This window comes from Proteus sp. FME41 (assembly GCF_014897315.1).
Classification (GTDB): Bacteria; Pseudomonadota; Gammaproteobacteria; order Enterobacterales; family Enterobacteriaceae; genus Proteus.
This window is the reverse complement of the sequence record NZ_JABUYL010000005.1, coordinates 191515-208321: the sequence shown is the minus strand read 5'-3', so window position 1 is coordinate 208321 and position 16807 is coordinate 191515. Positions and strand designations below refer to the sequence as shown.

18 protein-coding genes and 1 pseudogene are annotated in these 16807 nt (G+C 38.3%); 13 read left to right on the top strand and 6 right to left on the bottom strand.

All coding sequences use genetic code 11. From position 1 onward, the window contains the following. The first annotated feature begins 56 nt into the window (after positions 1 to 56). A complete protein-coding gene (gene bioD / locus INT04_RS07060) occupies positions 57 to 728 on the top strand; it encodes a dethiobiotin synthase (RefSeq protein WP_193015444.1) in 672 nt (223 codons plus the stop codon). Between the two features lie 263 nt (positions 729 to 991). Here bioD and INT04_RS07055 read toward each other — a convergent pair whose 3' ends face one another. From INT04_RS07055 to osmB, 4 genes and pseudogenes are all read right to left on the bottom strand, one after another. Next, on the bottom strand, positions 992 to 1228 hold the full coding sequence (locus tag INT04_RS07055) for a DUF1161 domain-containing protein (RefSeq protein WP_193015443.1): 237 nt from the start codon (positions 1226 to 1228) through the stop codon (positions 992 to 994). 53 nt (positions 1229 to 1281) lie between these two features. Beyond that, positions 1282 to 1638 carry a DUF1283 family protein gene (locus tag INT04_RS07050; RefSeq protein WP_193015442.1) on the bottom strand — a complete coding sequence of 119 codons (357 nt, stop codon included), beginning with the start codon at positions 1636 to 1638 and terminating at the stop codon, positions 1282 to 1284. 100 nt (positions 1639 to 1738) lie between these two features. Then, positions 1739 to 2424 (bottom strand): annotated as a pseudogene (locus INT04_RS07045) (SDR family NAD(P)-dependent oxidoreductase). A gap of 528 nt (positions 2425 to 2952) precedes the next feature. Next, complete coding sequence (gene osmB / locus INT04_RS07040; RefSeq protein WP_193015441.1) at positions 2953 to 3174, bottom strand: osmotically-inducible lipoprotein OsmB; 222 nt, start codon at positions 3172 to 3174, stop codon at positions 2953 to 2955. Positions 3175 to 3403: 229 nt separating this feature from the next. Here osmB and tehA point away from each other — a divergent pair, with 229 nt between their 5' ends. The 4 genes from tehA (at position 3404) to INT04_RS07020 (ending at position 6466) form a co-directional block, all read left to right on the top strand. Next, positions 3404 to 4390, top strand: a complete 987-nt coding sequence (tehA, locus tag INT04_RS07035; RefSeq protein WP_413465709.1) for a dicarboxylate transporter/tellurite-resistance protein TehA — start codon at positions 3404 to 3406, stop codon at positions 4388 to 4390. Between the two features lie 87 nt (positions 4391 to 4477). Beyond that, positions 4478 to 4780 carry a hypothetical protein gene (locus tag INT04_RS07030; protein WP_193015439.1) on the top strand — a complete coding sequence of 101 codons (303 nt, stop codon included), beginning with the start codon at positions 4478 to 4480 and terminating at the stop codon, positions 4778 to 4780. Between the two features lie 98 nt (positions 4781 to 4878). Continuing rightward, the gene (locus INT04_RS07025; RefSeq protein WP_193015471.1) at positions 4879 to 5133 is read left to right on the top strand and encodes a hypothetical protein; all 255 of its coding nucleotides are present in this window, start codon (positions 4879 to 4881) and stop codon (positions 5131 to 5133) included. Between the two features lie 253 nt (positions 5134 to 5386). Then, positions 5387 to 6466 (top strand): transketolase-like TK C-terminal-containing protein, encoded by a 1080-nt coding sequence (locus INT04_RS07020; RefSeq protein WP_193015438.1) that lies wholly within the window; start codon positions 5387 to 5389, stop codon positions 6464 to 6466. A gap of 3 nt (positions 6467 to 6469) precedes the next feature. On the opposite strand, the gene INT04_RS07015 is transcribed toward INT04_RS07020, so the two are convergent. Further along, positions 6470 to 6907 carry a MarR family winged helix-turn-helix transcriptional regulator gene (locus INT04_RS07015; RefSeq protein ID WP_193015437.1) on the bottom strand — a complete coding sequence of 146 codons (438 nt, stop codon included), beginning with the start codon at positions 6905 to 6907 and terminating at the stop codon, positions 6470 to 6472. Between the two features lie 182 nt (positions 6908 to 7089). Between INT04_RS07015 and aceE the strand changes: the two genes are divergently transcribed. The 3 genes from aceE (at position 7090) to INT04_RS07000 (ending at position 10946) form a co-directional block, all read left to right on the top strand. Then, positions 7090 to 9759 (top strand): pyruvate dehydrogenase (acetyl-transferring), homodimeric type, encoded by a 2670-nt coding sequence (gene aceE, locus INT04_RS07010; RefSeq protein ID WP_193015436.1) that lies wholly within the window; start codon positions 7090 to 7092, stop codon positions 9757 to 9759. A 201-nt stretch (positions 9760 to 9960) separates the two neighbouring features. Further along, positions 9961 to 10632 carry a glutathione S-transferase family protein gene (locus tag INT04_RS07005; RefSeq protein WP_193015435.1) on the top strand — a complete coding sequence of 224 codons (672 nt, stop codon included), beginning with the start codon at positions 9961 to 9963 and terminating at the stop codon, positions 10630 to 10632. Next, positions 10632 to 10946 carry a DMT family transporter gene (locus INT04_RS07000; protein WP_193015434.1) on the top strand — a complete coding sequence of 105 codons (315 nt, stop codon included), beginning with the start codon at positions 10632 to 10634 and terminating at the stop codon, positions 10944 to 10946. Before INT04_RS07005 ends, INT04_RS07000 begins: the two co-directional genes overlap by 1 nt. Before the next feature lie 74 nt (positions 10947 to 11020). Here INT04_RS07000 and dhaT read toward each other — a convergent pair whose 3' ends face one another. Then, entirely contained in the window at positions 11021 to 12184 is a 1164-nt protein-coding gene (gene dhaT, locus INT04_RS06995; RefSeq protein WP_193015433.1) for a 1,3-propanediol dehydrogenase, read from the bottom strand. 259 nt (positions 12185 to 12443) lie between these two features. Here dhaT and INT04_RS06990 point away from each other — a divergent pair, with 259 nt between their 5' ends. The 5 genes from INT04_RS06990 to arsC are packed head-to-tail and all read left to right on the top strand — an operon-like array spanning position 12444 to position 16737. Further along, complete coding sequence (locus tag INT04_RS06990) at positions 12444 to 12779, top strand: metalloregulator ArsR/SmtB family transcription factor (RefSeq protein ID WP_109402925.1); 336 nt, start codon at positions 12444 to 12446, stop codon at positions 12777 to 12779. Positions 12780 to 12825: 46 nt separating this feature from the next. Further along, positions 12826 to 13194: an arsenite efflux transporter metallochaperone ArsD gene (gene arsD, locus INT04_RS06985; protein WP_193015432.1), complete on the top strand. Its 369-nt coding sequence runs from the start codon at positions 12826 to 12828 to the stop codon at positions 13192 to 13194. Positions 13195 to 13206: 12 nt separating this feature from the next. Next, positions 13207 to 14958, top strand: a complete 1752-nt coding sequence (gene arsA / locus INT04_RS06980) for an arsenical pump-driving ATPase (RefSeq protein ID WP_193015431.1) — start codon at positions 13207 to 13209, stop codon at positions 14956 to 14958. Positions 14959 to 15011: 53 nt separating this feature from the next. Beyond that, the gene (locus INT04_RS06975) at positions 15012 to 16301 is read left to right on the top strand and encodes an arsenic transporter (RefSeq protein ID WP_193015430.1); all 1290 of its coding nucleotides are present in this window, start codon (positions 15012 to 15014) and stop codon (positions 16299 to 16301) included. A 10-nt stretch (positions 16302 to 16311) separates the two neighbouring features. Further along, positions 16312 to 16737 carry a glutaredoxin-dependent arsenate reductase gene (gene arsC / locus INT04_RS06970; RefSeq protein WP_193015429.1) on the top strand — a complete coding sequence of 142 codons (426 nt, stop codon included), beginning with the start codon at positions 16312 to 16314 and terminating at the stop codon, positions 16735 to 16737. Positions 16738 to 16807: the final 70 nt, after the last annotated feature.

Here is a 16807-nt window from a genome sequence, read left to right as displayed (position 1 = left end):
TAATCTCTGTCATTTTTTATGAACCTGATTTATCTGTCATAACGGAAGTAAATTATATGTTAACACGCTTTTTTGTTACGGGGACAGATACCAACGTGGGTAAAACTGTTGTAACCCGAGCACTTCTTCAGTCATTAAATCGTGGCGGGTCAACGGCAGTGGGTTATAAGCCTATTGCAACAGAATTACATGAAACAGCTGATGGTGAACGTAATCGGGATGCACAGATTATTCATAGCTCATCGCCAGTTGAAGTTCGCTACGACGAAATTAATCCTATTTTGCTTGATAATTGTTATGTCAGTGAGAATGAAATTGATTTTAATAAAATTTCAAATGAACTCAACAATTTAAGTAAAAAAGCAGAGTGTGTTGTTATTGAAGGTAATGGCGGTTGGCGTTATCTACTTGATGACAATACCTTTTATTCTGATTGGGTGGTGAAAGAACAAATTCCAGTGATATTGGTTGTTGGTATTCAACCAGGCTGTGTCAATCACTCAATATTAACAGCACAATCTATTCTCAACGATGGTTTGAAATTAGCGGGTTGGGTTGCTAACAGAATAAATCCAGGATTACCTTATTATGCGAAAATTGTGGAAAGGCTGTCTCAGCATATTCCTGCGCCGCTGATTGGTGAAATCCCGTATTTATTGCGTCCTGAAGAACGTGATCTCTCTTGTTACCTTGATTTAAGTCAGTTGGAAATCGCCGTACCTGCTTAAGAGAGAATATAAATAAGTAACGAAGTGGATTGAGTCACTTGTTTTTAAACGGTGCCAAACTTGTTACTTTAAATGCCTGATGAGTAAATTCATTGGGTATTTTTGTTTTTTCTAATTTGGCCTTAAATCAAAATAAAGATGAAAATAGTCTCTAATATTCAAGTGAAAAAAGATAAAATAGAACAGATAAAAGTCAGGTAAAATAGAAAAAGGGCGCAAATTGATGCGCCCTTTTTTAATGACATATTTTTATCAATAATAAATTAATGACGAGTATAGATAATTTTCTTACTGTCATTTTCGCATGTGCCTACCACTTTACCTTCTGTTTGTGCAACTTGGTCGTTTTCAACGACAATTAACGTAAAGTTAGCTGCGGGTACACCATTATTGACGATTTTTTGTTGAATAGATTCAACAACTTCATCACAACCTGCATTTGCCGCTAAAGGTGCAAATGCAACGAGGGTTGCCATTACTGCAAATACGTATTTTTTCATATCATTCTCTCCTTGTTTTACTTTGTAAAACATCACTGTTTTACACGATTTTCTTACGGATTAACAGGGCGTCCAGTATTACTGTCTAAACAACGACGTGTTTCAGACTCCCAATAAGCATAGACATTTGCACTTTTCAGACAAGCATCTCGCTCATCAATGGCTTTATCTACTTTATTAAATTCAATTTTTTCTCGTTGATTGACTTGGGTACGAAGTTCTCGTTTTTGGTCCCAGTCTTCTTTCATTTGTCGAGCTTGCTCTTTATCTAAGACATTGTCATAGCCATTACCATTAATGGTTACATTAGTTGAGGTGGCAATAGAAGAAAAAGAAGACACGGATAAACCAAGAAATAAGGAGAACAATAGCGTTCTTACCGTTTGCTTCTTAGTGAGTGAATTGATCATGGTTGCAATCCTCTAAAATTATGTCGCTATTACTGTCAATGACTATTATATCTTAATAATTATAACTGATGCCTTAATAAAAAATGAGTTTTCAGTGCGTTTAGTTTTGGCGATGAACACTAAGGCCCGCAAATGATTGGCTGACAGGCATCATTTCTAAGGGGTTAATGCGTTGGCATTTGCATAGGTCTGTTCAACTTTTCCACTGTCACCTTTAAATCGAACAAGTGAAAATTCAGTGCCACCAACAAGACCCGGTTCAATATCCGTCACGCGAACTTTTTTACCTTGAAGATCAGCGCGTAATCCTAAACTAAATTGCTTAACAAAGGCTTTAGTCGCGCCATAAACGTTACCTCCCATATAAGGCCAAGATGCAGCAGTTGAGCTAATGTTAATAATATGGCCTTTATTTCTTTCTACCATAAGAGGGAGTATAGCGCGGGTAACATGAACAAGACCTTTATTGTTTGTCTCGATCATCGTATCCCAGTCATCAAGGTTGGCTTTATCTGCGGTATTTAAGCCTAATGCTAATCCAGCATTATTCACTAATACATCTATGGTGCGCCATTTTTCAGGTAATTGATCATAAATTTCGCTGACGGCTTTTTTATCCGTGACATCTAACTGTAATGGATAAAATTGTTCACCTAACTCTTTATGCAAGTTATTGAGTTTATCCAAACGACGAGCGGTACCAATTACTTTGTGTCCATGGCTGATAAAATGACGAGCGATAGCCTCACCAAAACCCGCAGAAGCACCCGTGATAAAAATAATCATTTAATTACCCTCGATAGTTATAATCATTGAAGTAAAAGACTATCACCAAAAAGAGTCAAGTTTAAAAATCAGGTTTGTGAAAAATCAGCCTAAAAACAAGGTTCTTTTATGATGTGAAATATTTTTATCTTTAATAGTAACCTGTATTTTTGTTTTTAACTGACAGAACAAGCCGTGATTATTTAGTCGATTTTTTTATTAAAAATAAGGGAGACAAAGATTATGTTTTGCATCACGGCAAAACAAATAAACTAAGTAAAAACAGGATGATAATAATAATGATACTGCCAATTACGGCAATCACCAATGTGGGTGATAAAAGAAAACAGAAGTAACACAAAATAAGGGCCACTACGATATGAATCAAATCGCTACATGACTGATATAAAACGACAACAGCTTCTTTTAATTGAGAGAGAAACGATTTATTCATGTCATACCCAATTAAATACAGAATATCTTAATGAGATGTGTTACTAGACTGAGTCAATAAAATATAACTCAGTCTAGTACAATAAGACAAAATAGTTATTTTTTACCGACTTGATGACCGATAACACCACCTAAAACACCACCACCAATAGTGCCCAATGCGCTACCATCAGTTAAAATAGCGCCACCAACGGCGCCTGCACCGGCACCAATAGCTGTATTACGGTCGCGTTTTGACATATTAGAACAACCGGCAAGAGAAAAAAGCAGAACAGAAGCAACGCACAGTGTTCCAATCTTTTTTAACGTGATATTCATTTTTATAAACTCCAAAATAAAGGACAATATAAAGATATCGTTATCGTATTTATACAAGCATCAGAATATTCGGGAATAAGAGGGTGAAAACTCTTAAAGTGCGTCATAATCCATAACATATATTTTAAATGCGTTTTATCAAAATAAATTTTATTATCTGTATTATTATTTGATTCGATAGTCTAAAGCACCACTGAACTACGTCATTTATATGAGTGAAAATAACAGTATGATATTGATAAATAAATTAAAGATACTCTCTTCACAATTTGCATCCGGCTATTTTGGTGTCGTATTAGGGATGATTGGTACGGGGATGGCATGGCGTTATGCTACAAAAGAACACGGTTACCCAGCTTATATTGGTGAAATTTTTATTAGTGTAGGGTGTTTAGTTTGGTTAACACTCACATTATTCTTACTGGCGAAATATCTCCTTCACCGCCAACTTGTTCTTGATGAAATAAAACATCCGGTTGCTAGCGGATTTACCAGTTTGTTTCCCGCAACAACGGTCTTGGTTTCTATAGGATTGAGTCCTTACTTGCCGTTGTTCTCACTTATCCTGTTTAGCCTCGGCGCAGTTGCTCAATTGGGCTATTCAAGTTGGTTGATTGGTGCTCAATGGAAGGGGGAATACCCTAAAATGGCGACCACACCTGTATTGTATTTACCAACAGTCGCGAATAATTTTATTTGCGCTATGGCATGTGGTGCGTTTGGTTTTAATGACTTGGGCATTTTATTTTTTGGTGCCGGTGTGTTTTCTTGGTTAAGTTTAGAACCCGCTATTTTAAAAAGGATACGCAGTGACGGATTAATGGATGAAAAATCACGTCTTTCATTTGGTATTCAATTAGCGCCCGCTTTAGTTGCTTGTAGCGCTTATTTGGCTATTAATGATAATCACATCGATTTCTTCGCTAAAATGTTATTAGGCTATGGTCTTTTACAACTTCTATTTATGGTAAGATTAATCCCTTGGTTTGTTAAACAGCCATTCTCATTACCTTTCTGGAGTTTCTCTTTCGGTGTTTCTGCGTTGGCAAAAGCCTCATTAAATATGAGTATGGCATCTAATAGTCATTTTATGCAGTTACTCTCAACCGCACTATTTATCTTTGCTAATTTTATTATCTTGCTGCTGATTTGGCATTCATTATTATGGTTTTTTAGAGGACTAAAACAGTTATGTTGTCCATCTAAAGCACTTTAATAAACATAGAAAAAAGGGAGCTTAAACAAAATTTTCAGGCCTCTTTTTAAGATAAGAATAGTATAAAGGGATATAGAGCTAATAACGATGAAAAGAAAGTTAATTAAAAGAAATAAACGCTGGTTGATGAAAAAATATCACCTTTCACAACAACTGCTTGCACCACTATCAGTTATTTTAAAAGAGAATGAATTAGAGTCACAAGCAAATCGATATTACCGCTTATGGCGACGAGGCTTAATCAAAGAAGATTGGAGTCACGCCATTTTTGATACCGGTGTTGTAATGGTGCCTCAGCAGAGACTTGATGGGCGCGTTATTTATCACGAGCGAGTTTTTAACAAAGAATTAGTGCCATCAGAATACCAAGATCAATGGAAAGCATCTTGAAATCTATAAAGCCAGCTAAAGTCAGAATAAAGCTAATTTATTACAAACTATTAATGGCTTAGAAAAGAAAAGGGTGAAAAGGTAGGTTTAGGTTAAATATGGATAAAATAAAACAGCAATGCCACCAGCAACAGCAAGCTCTCGTTGATGACATACAAAAGGGTATTGCTTTAAATCGAGATTTATTGGTATTAAGGGAGTTACTTTTATCCTATAAATACAATGGAATGACTCAAGATGTAATGCGAGATTGTTTAAATCAATTACAAGCCATCGAAGATGAAGACACTATTTTAGAATTACTCGATTTTGTCGAAGGTTTTTGTTCCTTAGATTGGAAAATATATCCCTGAAAACTGAAAACTAAAAACTGAAAATATCTGTAGTATTTCTTTTCTTTTTTTATTGCTTACCTCATATCATCTGTTTTATCTAAAACAAATCATTTATTTCAATGTGTTAGTGTTGTGATATCTAACGGATATTTCTAATGATTTGCTTTACTTACTATTTCCATTTGACGCTCCATTTTATTGTAATTACAATAATTGCACATGCAACAATAAGGTTGCGAAATCGCTTTTACACGTTGTTCAAGGAGCACGAATGTCTGTTCAATATTTTAAAATGCCTGCCACGTCTGAAAAAACAAGCCAAGCTGCACTGACCTGTGTGCCCCATATTCAATCGATGATACAAAACAGTGTGTCAGACCCTTTGCTTATTTATCATTGGATAGAAAAATTGAGTCATAAGCTCAATCAAGAGGGATTATCGAGAGAAGTTTTATCAACTCAAAAGCAATCACCAACTGCGTGGCCAATTTGGTTTCTTAATAATAATGAATATGAAAAACCATTATTTTATTTTTTCAGTGATCCGTCAGTTGCTATGTTGGGGGCGCTACAAACAGAAACTAATCGTAAGGGAATTTTTATTAACCGCGCAGATGTACAAGGCGCTCCCTTACCTAAAGGTGTGCAAGCTTGGTTTCCCTTAGCATTAACGGGAATGGATAGCTGGCTTCCTTACGATCCTGCGAATATCCAAGAAGCGGGCGCGATTATTGAGCACGCCATTCAAACCCTTTATGTTGAGGGAAAAAAGCAGATGGTTTATATCGCAACCCATGAAGCTCCTTGCATATCAAACGGAGTCTTGGATCAGCGAGAGGCTGAAAATGCCTATCTTGGAATGCATTGCGTGGCAAAACTTCCGATTAAAAACGATGGATTAATCGTAAGATTATGTGGTGCAGGAAAAGCACTGTCACGTACGCTTGAAGCTGCGTATTTACTGAAAAAACATTGGAAAATAGACAGTGAAGTGTGGAGTTGTCCAAGCTATACAAAATTGGCCTTTGATGCAGAACAACTCAACTATCAACAAGCAAGTCAGCACTCAAAACTTGTTAAATCACATTTAGAACAATGTATTGGGAGTGAAAGTTGGCCCGTGGTTGCTATTACAGATTATACACATTTGATTGCGAGCCAGATAAAACCTTTTATTTCTAGCCCATTTGCTGCAATTGGCAACGATTCACAAATTAAAGGAAAAATTCACTATCCACAAGCAGAATGGATTGCTTTATGTGCATTGAAGTTATTGGTCGATGATCAAAAACTTCCTACCGTTGTTCTTGAAGATGCATTAAATATTTTTAATTTGGATAAGGATAAGTAATTTTTATTCTCTAACTTTATCTGAGGCTGCATTAAGGGCTTGCGCGAAACGTGCGATTTCATCCTCACTAAATTGGCTAATAAAATAGTCTTTGATGACACCTTGATAGATGACCCACATCTCTTTTCTTAATGCTTTGCCTTTTTCTGTGATGGTTGCAAATGCAGCACGGCGATCATCATCAGAACGAGTGCGTATAACAAGTTCTTCTTTCTCAAGCCTATCAATCATTCGCGTTAAATTATAGCGCTCAATCACCACGACATCAGCAAGCTCATGCATACGTCGAGTTCCATCCACACCACTTTCTAAACCCCAAAGAATGTCATACCACGCATAGATGGGGAGTTTAGCCTCAGCCAATTCAGCTTCAATTTTTTTAATTATAAGCTTATGAGCTTTAACAAAAGAAAACCAGAGATCAGGTTGTTTGTTGTTCATCTTAGAGTTTTTCCAATTATGGGAATTATTTGCAATTGCAATTATAAAAGGATAGAGTCATTTTTTCCATGATTGCAATTGCAATTATAGTAATTGCAATGTTAGTAATTGCAATTGTGTGTGAATGGTCAATTAGTACCTATAGTAAGCCCTCAAAAGGGTCGTGTATATTTGGAGAACTTATGAATCAACCTGCGAAAAAAACTGACCTAGATCCCCAGGAAACCACAGAATGGCTTGATGCATTTCATGGTGTCACCCGTATTGATGGACGAGAACGTGCCCATTTTTTACTCAATAAAATGGCGCAAATCGATCAACAAAAATACGGTGATTACTTTAGTACTGTCACCACACCTTATATCAATAGCATATCCACTTCGCAACAGTGCGAATATCCAGGCAATCAACATATAGAAGAACGTATAAATGCCTTTATTCGTTGGAATGCAATGGCAATGGTATTACGTGCAGGTAAACATTCAGGGGTTGGAGGCCATATCGCAACCTACCAATCCGCTGCTGTGCTTTATGATGTTGGTTTTACCCATTTTTTCCGCGGTCGTACTGATACTTTTGCAGGTGATATGGTCTATATACAAGGACACTCTGCACCTGGAATTTATGGGCGTGCTTATCTTGAAGGACGCATTGATGAAGAGCAACTCGATAATTTTCGCCGTGAATCGACTCGCCGAGGCATTTCATCTTATCCGCATCCACGCTTAATGCCTGATTTTTGGCAATACCCAACCGTTTCGATGGGACTTGGGCCATTAACGGCCGCTTATCAAGCCCGCTACATGCGATATTTAGAATATCGTAATTTAAAACCTCACCAAGATCGCAAAGTATGGGCATTTTTAGGTGATGGTGAAATGGATCAACCTGAGTCATTGGCAGCAATTTCATTAGGGGGGCGTGAAAAGCTTGATAATCTTATTTTTGTGGTTAACTGTAATTTACAACGACTTGACGGTCCTGTTCGTGGTAATAGTAAAGTTATTCAAGAACTTGAAGGTAATTTTAGAGCCGCAGGTTGGCATGTAATTAAAGTTATCTGGGGAAGTAATTGGGATAAATTACTAGAAAAAGACACTTCAGGATTATTAGAAGTACGCATGATGGAATGTGTTGATGGAGATTATCAAACATTTAAATCACAAAGTGGTGCTTATGTTCGTGAACATTTCTTTGGTAAGTATCCAGAATTATTAGAATTAGTTGCAGATATGAGCGATGACGAAATTTGGGCGCTTCATCGAGGTGGGCATGATCCTGAAAAAGTTTATTCTGCTTATCATCAAGCCGTAAATACCAAAGGTAAACCAACCGTTATTTTAGCCAAAACAGTCAAAGGTTTTGGAATGGGTGAAGCGGGGGAAGGACAAAACATCAACCACCAGCTTAAAAAAATGAGTAATGATGCAGTGAGAGCGTTCCGTGATCGCTTTAATTTGCCAGTACCAGACGATCAGCTTCTTGATATTCCTTATATCAAACCTGAACTTGGCAGTGCTGAAGAACAATACATTAAAAGCACACGCGCGAAGCTAGGTGGTCATATACCAGCCCGATTCCCTCAAACTGTACCACTGGCTATTCCGCCATTATCACAATTTGCTTCGGTATTAAAAGGAAGTGGAGAGCGAACACAATCCACAACGACCGCATTTGTTAATATTCTCAATGTATTATTGAAAGATAAAAACATGGGTAAACTTGTTATTCCGATAGTGCCGGATGAATCAAGAACCTTCGGTATGGAAGGATTGTTTCGCCAAATTGGGATCCATTCTTGGCTTGGTCAACTTTATACACCTCAAGATGCTGGACAATTGAGTTACTATAAAGAAGCCAAAGACGGACAGATACTTCAAGAAGGTATCAACGAATCTGGCGCCATGTCAACATGGATTGCAGCCGGAACGTCGTATAGTAATCATGACGTTACAACGATTCCATTTTATATTTTCTATTCAATGTTTGGATTACAACGTGTTGGCGATTTAGCATGGGCTGCCGCGGATGCGCGCACTAAAGGTTTTTTATTAGGCGCAACATCGGGAAGAACCACACTAATGGGGGAAGGGTTACAACATGATGACGGACACAGCCATGTGCTTTCTTCGGTTATCCCAAGTTGTGTTTCTTATGATCCATCATACTCTTATGAACTTGCAGTTATTATTCGCAATGGTATGTATCGCATGTATGAAAACATGGAAGATATTTACTACTACATCACTTTATTAAATGAAAACTATCCTCAACCTGAAATGCCTGAAGGTGTCGAAGAAGGTATTTTACGCGGCGCTTATCTGCTAAAAAAAGGGGATATTCAACAAGCAGATCGACATGTTCAATTAATGTCGAGTGGTTCGATAATGCGTGAAACGCTAGCTGCTGCACAATTGTTGAAGGATGATTTTGCTGTTAGTAGTCATGTTTGGAGTGCCACAAGTTTAACGGAACTACGACGTGATGGTATGGCAATAGAGCGTTGGAATATGTTACATCCCGATGCAACACCTAAAAAATCGTATATAGAAAATTTACTGAGTTCACATCAAGGGCCAATTGTTGTTGCTACAGATTATATGAAAATTATAGGTGACCAGATCAGACCCTATTTACCTGAGCGTAAGTTTATTTCGCTGGGAACGGATGGATTTGGGCGCTCAGATACTCGAGAAGCATTGCGAGAGTTTTTCGAGGTCGATCGCCACTTTATTGTTATAGCAGCATTAAAATTACTAGCAGATGATGGTGTAATTTCAAGAGAGGAAGTCACTCGGGCAATACAATTATATGGTGTTAATGTGGAAAAAATGGATCCTACCACGATTTAATTAACCATTATTAACAAACTGACTAAATAAAAAAGCAACCCACGTTAATGTGGGTTGCTTTTTTTAAAAGGCATAATTTAAAGTCTGATTTGATGAATGGGTCATATTACGTAGCTACTTGTGTCATTAGATAATTAGGGGTATTATTGCATATGCAACGATTGTAAATGCAATCTTAATTTATTCTAAGTTGGAGCGACAATGACTGTATCAAAAAAACCTGATATCACATTTTACACAGCAGATACCCCTAATGGATTGAAAGTCGCATTATTTCTACATGAAGTCGGCATTCCTTTTGAGCGGCGTTTTGTTGATCTTTCTGCTGACGAACAGCATCAACCTTCATTTTTAGCGATCAATCCCAATGGTAAAATTCCTGCTATTGTTGATCACACAACAGGAATTACATTATTCGAATCCGGTGCGATTTTGACGTATCTTTCTGAAAAGTACCCACTGTTACAATCAAACGCTTTAAAAGAGAGATGGCAAATTCAGCAGTGGTTACATTTCCAGATTGGTGGTGTTGGGCCAATGATGGGGCAGTTGTGGTGGTTTCTACATGGAACAAAAAATCATAATGAAGAGGCTTTGATGCGCTACCAAAAAGAGTCTCTTCGTCTGATCGGTGTGGTAGAAAAGCAGTTACAAAATTCGCCTTATTTGACAGGGGATACATATACCATCGCGGATATAGCTGTATTTTCATGGTTACGGACTTGGCATGAGTTAGATTTGGATATATCAGCTTTCCCCGCGGTAATGAAATGGTTGACTGTTTTATCCGCTCGCCCAGCGGTAAAGGAAGCCATTCATGTTAATACAATACGCGATAGTGTTACGCTTGTTGCGCCAAGAGGGAATACATAATGGCTTGGGTTTACTTATTTACAGCATCATTGTTTGAAATTGTAATGGGTATTTCACTAAAGTTAAATGAGGGTTGGACAAAGCTCACTGCCAGTATATTAGCTATTATCTCAGCGCTTATCAGTATTTTTCTACTGGCTCAGGCTTTGAAAACGTTGCCACTTGGCACGACCTATATTCTCTGGGTCGCTATCGGTGCAATTGGTTTGTGTATTACGGGTGTATTCTGGTTTAAAGAGCCATTTTCACTGCAACGTCTGTTTTTTATCTCACTAACCGTCATCGGTGTTATTGGTCTTAAAGTCGTGAAATGATTTTAATTACTGCGGTTCTAGACTTGGAACCGCAGAGTATTAAGGATGACACTGATAGGTGTTTTTTAGCCAAATTAGAAAGCTTGACGGAAAATTTCAATGATCTCTTTTTCATTACCCTTGCGTGGGTTAGAGAATGCATTACCGTCTTTAAGTGCCATTTCTGCCATATAAGGAAAATCAGATTCTTTTACACCCAATTCACCTAAATGTTGCGGAATACCAATATCCGCAGAGAGACGAGCGATAGCGGCAATAGCGCATTCCGCCGCATCCATCACGGATAATCCGGTGATATTTTCACCCATAAACTCAGCAATATCTGCAAATTTTTCTGGGTTAGCAATCAAGTTATAACGCAATACATGTGGGAGTAATACGGCATTAGCCACGCCATGAGGCATATCATATAACCCCCCTAATTGGTGAGCCATTGCATGAACATAACCCAGGTTCGCGTTATTAAATGCCATTCCGGCTAAAAGTGAAGCATAAGCCATATTTTCACGGGCTTTTAGATTTGTACCCAGTGCAACCGCTTGGCGTAAGTTACGAGAAATTAAACGGATTGCTTGGATCGCTGAAGCATCTGTTACAGGGTTTGCATCTTTAGAAATATAAGCTTCTACTGCGTGAGTTAATGCATCCATACCGGTTGCAGCAGTTAGCCCCGCGGGTTTTCCGATCATCAACAATGGATCGTTAATAGAAACAGAAGGGAGGTTACGCCAGCTCACGATAACAAATTTGACTTTGGTTTTTGTGTTGGTCAAAACACAATGGCGAGTCACTTCACTGGCTGTACCCGCTGTGGTGTTTACGGCAATAATAGGTGGCAGAGGGTTTGTTAAGGTTTCAATTCCAGCATAATTATAAAGGTCACCTTCATGTGTTGCCGCAATACCGATACCTTTACCGCAGTCATGTGGGCTACCGCCACCTACTGTAATGATCATATCACACTGTTCTTTGCGGAACATTGCAAGGCCTTCAAGCACGTTAGTATCTTTTGGGTTAGGTTCAGTGCCATCAAATACGGCAACATCAATACCCGCTTCTTTTAGATAACCAATAGTTTTATCTACGGCGCCATCTTTTATCGCTCGTAGACCTTTATCCGTTACCAGCAGGGCTTTTTTACCACCCAATAATTTACAACGTTCGCCAACAACAGAGATAGCACCTGGACCAAAAAAGTTAACATTCGGTACCAAGTAATCAAACATACGATAGCTCATGATAAACCTTCCAATATCAGATTATTATTCAGATAAATTAAAGTATTAGTGCATTTTCACCTCATTGGTTATTAAGTCAAGGAGGTAACTAATCAATAAGGTGAATCGATTCGTTTAACTTTGGTTCATTTGATATAAGTCAACAGGATGTGCTCCTTTAAGGGGGGGAGGTTAAGTAAAAACAACGATTAAAACATATGCGGTTTGACAGATGTGAATTTCAGGTGTACGTTGGGGCTTATCAAAGAAAGGAGCAAATATGGAACCGTTGCAATTATTTAAGGTATTAAGTGATCAAACAAGGCTAGATATTGTGTTGCTACTAAAAGCATCTGGCGAGTTGTGTGTTTGTGACATCTATACTGCCCTAAATTTATCCCAACCAAAAACGTCTCGCCACCTAGCCATGTTGCGGGAAAGCGGGCTATTACTTGATTCTAAACATGGGAAATGGGTTCATTATCGTTTGTCTCCGACATTATTACCTTGGGTGAAAAATATTATTGAAGTCACCTATGAGACAGAGAAAAATAAAATAGCAGGTTTGCTTCAATCTATTGAAAAAAAAGAAACGGTTATCTGCTGTTCTGAATAATTTTTTTAATTTAACATATATGAAAAAACAGATATGAGGTATTGATATGAAGCTATTAGAAGTCTTTGATCCCGCATTATGTTGTAGCACAGGGGTTTGTGGTACCGATGTTGATCAGGCACTAGTCGATTTTGCTACGGATGTAAGCTGGTTAAAGAAACAGGGTGCTAATGTTAAGCGCTTTAATTTAGGCCAAGAACCTATAGAATTTGTTAATAATGCAAAAGCAAAAAATTTTCTTGAAACCGCAGGCGCTGAATCATTACCTCTAGTCCTACTTAATGGCGAAGTTGTTTTAACGGGTCGCTATCCCAAGCGTAATGAGTTGGCAAGATGGTTTGGTATTCATTTGGTGGAGACAAAGAGATCTGATGTAAAAATCAGTTGCTGTGACAACAATAAAACGTGTTGTTAAAGGAGAAATAAAATGAAATTTTTAGAAAACACACCGAACTATCTGTTTTTTACAGGAAAAGGCGGTGTAGGTAAGACATCTATTTCCTGTGCGACAGCCATTAAACTCGCAGAGGAAGGTAAAAAAGTGTTATTGGTTAGTACCGATCCTGCTTCAAATGTCGGGCAAGTATTTTCTCAAACGATTGGTAATAGCATAAAACCTATATCTCTTGTTCCAAATCTTTCAGCAATAGAAATAGACCCTCAAGCTGCAGCAGAAGAATATCGAAAAAAAATTATTGAGCCTATTAAAGACAGTTTGCCTGAAGCGGTTATTCAAAGTATTACCGAACAATTATCAGGGGCTTGTACTACAGAAATTGCGGCTTTTGATGAATTTACAGGATTGTTAACAAATAAAAAAATCACCTGCGAATTTGATCATATTATTTTTGATACCGCACCAACTGGGCACACAATTAGGTTATTACAATTGCCTGGAGCTTGGCGTGATTTTATTAGTCATAATCCTGATGGTGCGTCTTGCCTTGGCCCTATGTCTGGGCTGGAAAAACAACGTGAGCAATACAGTATGGCGGTTGATGCACTGAGTAACAAACAGCAGACTCGGTTAATACTTGTTGCGCGACCACAGTCTGCCGCACTTCGCGAAGTTGCTCGTACCTATAATGAACTTTCCAATCTTGGTATAAAAAATCAACAATTAATCATTAATGGTGTTTTTCCTGAATCTGCCATCTCTGCTAATGATAAATTATCAAAGGCTCTTTATCTTAGAGAACAAGCTGCCATACAGGATATGCCTGAGGTTCTTCGTACATTACCGACAGATATGCTTATGCTTCGTGTCCATAATATGGTGGGTATTGAAGCATTAAATCAGCTTTTATCTAATAAAGAGCAAGTGTTATCGACAACTGAACAGTTAAAGGGTGATTTAACATTGCCCACATTATCATCATTAGTTCGCGAAATTGCAGAACAAAAGCATGGCTTGGTTATGCTGATGGGCAAAGGTGGTGTAGGCAAAACCACAATAGCGGCCTCAATAGCAGTCAAACTGGCAGAACAGGGAGCAGATGTTCATCTAACGACCTCAGATCCTGCTACTCATCTCGAAAATACATTAAAGGGGAGTTTACCGAACTTACAGGTTAGCAGAATAGATCCGATCGCAGAAACAGAGCGTTATCGTCATTATGTGCTCGAAACAAAAGGTAAAAATCTTGATACGGAAGGACGAGCGCTACTAGAGGAAGATCTACGCTCTCCATGTACTGAGGAAATTGCTGTATTTCAGGCTTTTTCTCGCATAATCCGCGAGGCAGGAAAACGATTTGTCATTATGGACACCGCGCCTACAGGCCACACATTACTTTTATTGGATGCAACAGGGGCTTATCACAAAGAAATTGCTAAAAAAATGGGTGAAAAAGGGCATTTTCTTACCCCAATGATGCAATTACAAGATCCTGAAAGAACAAAGGTCATTATCACTACATTAGCTGAAACAACCCCCGTTCTCGAAGCTGAAAACTTACAAAATGATCTGACACGAGCGGGTATTGATCCGTGGGCATGGGTTATAAATAACAGTTTATCCGTTACCGAAACAATGTCTCCATTACTGCGTTCTAGAGCAGAACAGGAGATACCGCAGATTGAAAAAGTCTCTACCACCTTGGCAAAACGGGTTGCAATTGTTCCATTACAAGAGCAAGAGCCTGTAGGTGTTTCTGCATTAAGCAAATTAGCTGACTAATTTTTATTTTCTAGCAGAAGGTTCTTCATACGAGCTTTCTGATTGGAGTCTTTATGTTTATTGCTGCATTGATATTTATTCTGACTATTACTTTTGTTATTTGGCAACCCAAAGGACTGGGAATTGGCTGGAGTGCAACAGTTGGCGCCGTGGCTGCGTTGCTATTCGGGGTCATTAGTGTTCAGGATATTCCCGTTGTTTGGGGTATTGTTTGGAATGCAACTGCCACCTTTGTTGCTGTTATCATCATCAGTTTAATTTTGGATGAGAGTGGCTTTTTTGAATGGGCGGCGCTGCATGTTGCAAAATGGGGAGGCGGTAAGGGACGCCTTTTGTTTAGTTATATTATTCTGTTAGGGGCTTGTGTCGCTGCACTCTTTGCCAATGATGGCGCTGCACTTATTTTAACTCCAATTGTCATTGCAATGTTGTTAGCGCTTGGGTTTAGCAAAGGGACAACATTGGCTTTTGTTATGGCAGCAGGATTTATTGCTGATACAGCAAGCTTGCCATTAATTGTTTCAAATTTAGTCAATATTGTCTCTGCCGATTTCTTTAATATCGGGTTTACAGAATATGCCTTAGTGATGGTTCCAGTTGATATTGCCGCGATTACTACAACTTTAATTATGTTGCATTGGTTTTTTCGCAAAGATATTCCTCAGCAATATGACATGTCTAAATTAGCTACACCAGCGACCGCTATTAAAGATATGAAAACATTTAAAGCGGGTTGGTTGGTATTACTTATGTTGTTACTTGGCTTTTTTATACTGGAGCCCATGGGAATTCCAGTTAGTGCCATTGCGACAGTAGGCGCCGTAATTTTATGGTGCATTGCGGCGCAAGGGAAGGCAATCAATACACGAAAAGTATTAAAAGGGGCACCTTGGCAAATCGTAATTTTTTCCCTTGGTATGTACCTTGTTGTTTATGGTTTGCGTAATGCAGGTTTGACTCAATATCTGTCAGAAATTCTCGATTTCCTATCAAGTCAAGGTGTATGGATTGCAACATTAGGAACGGGATATATCACCGCATTTCTATCATCAATTATGAACAATATGCCTACTGTTCTTATTGGGGCCTTATCCATTGAAGGTAGTCATGCGACCGGTTTAATTAAAGAAGCCATGATTTATGCCAATGTCATTGGTGCAGATTTAGGCCCTAAAATTACGCCGATAGGGAGTTTAGCGACGTTGTTGTGGTTACATGTTTTATCACAAAAAAACATGGTAATTACATGGGGATATTATTTCAAGACGGGCATTATTATGACCATTCCAGTGCTGACGGTGACATTAGTTGCTTTAGCACTCAGACTGACACTAATGAATTGATGGTAACAATATGAATAGCATTACAATTTATCACAACCCAAATTGTGGTACTTCACGAAATACGCTTGAAATGATACGAAATAGTGGTGTAGAGCCTGAAATTATCCTTTATCTTGATACGCCACCCCCTAAGCATGTTTTAGAGAAACTCATCACTGATATGGGGATTTCGGTTAGGGCATTATTACGAAAGAATGTTGAACCCTATGATAAATTAGATCTTGACCATATTAATGCGACTGATGAGCAACTTATTGATTATATGCTGCAATATCCAATTTTAATCAATAGGCCTATTGTTGTGACGCCATTGGGAACGCGGTTATGTCGTCCTTCTGAAATCGTTTTAGATATTCTTCCTGAAGTACAGAAAGGTGCCTTTTCAAAAGAAGATGGACAAAATGTTGTCGATGAAAAAGGAAATAGGCTGATATAACAGAGTCTATTCACTCTATTTTTACTGTAATAAAAACCTCGTTAAGGCGAGGTTTCTTGCCATCATTCGG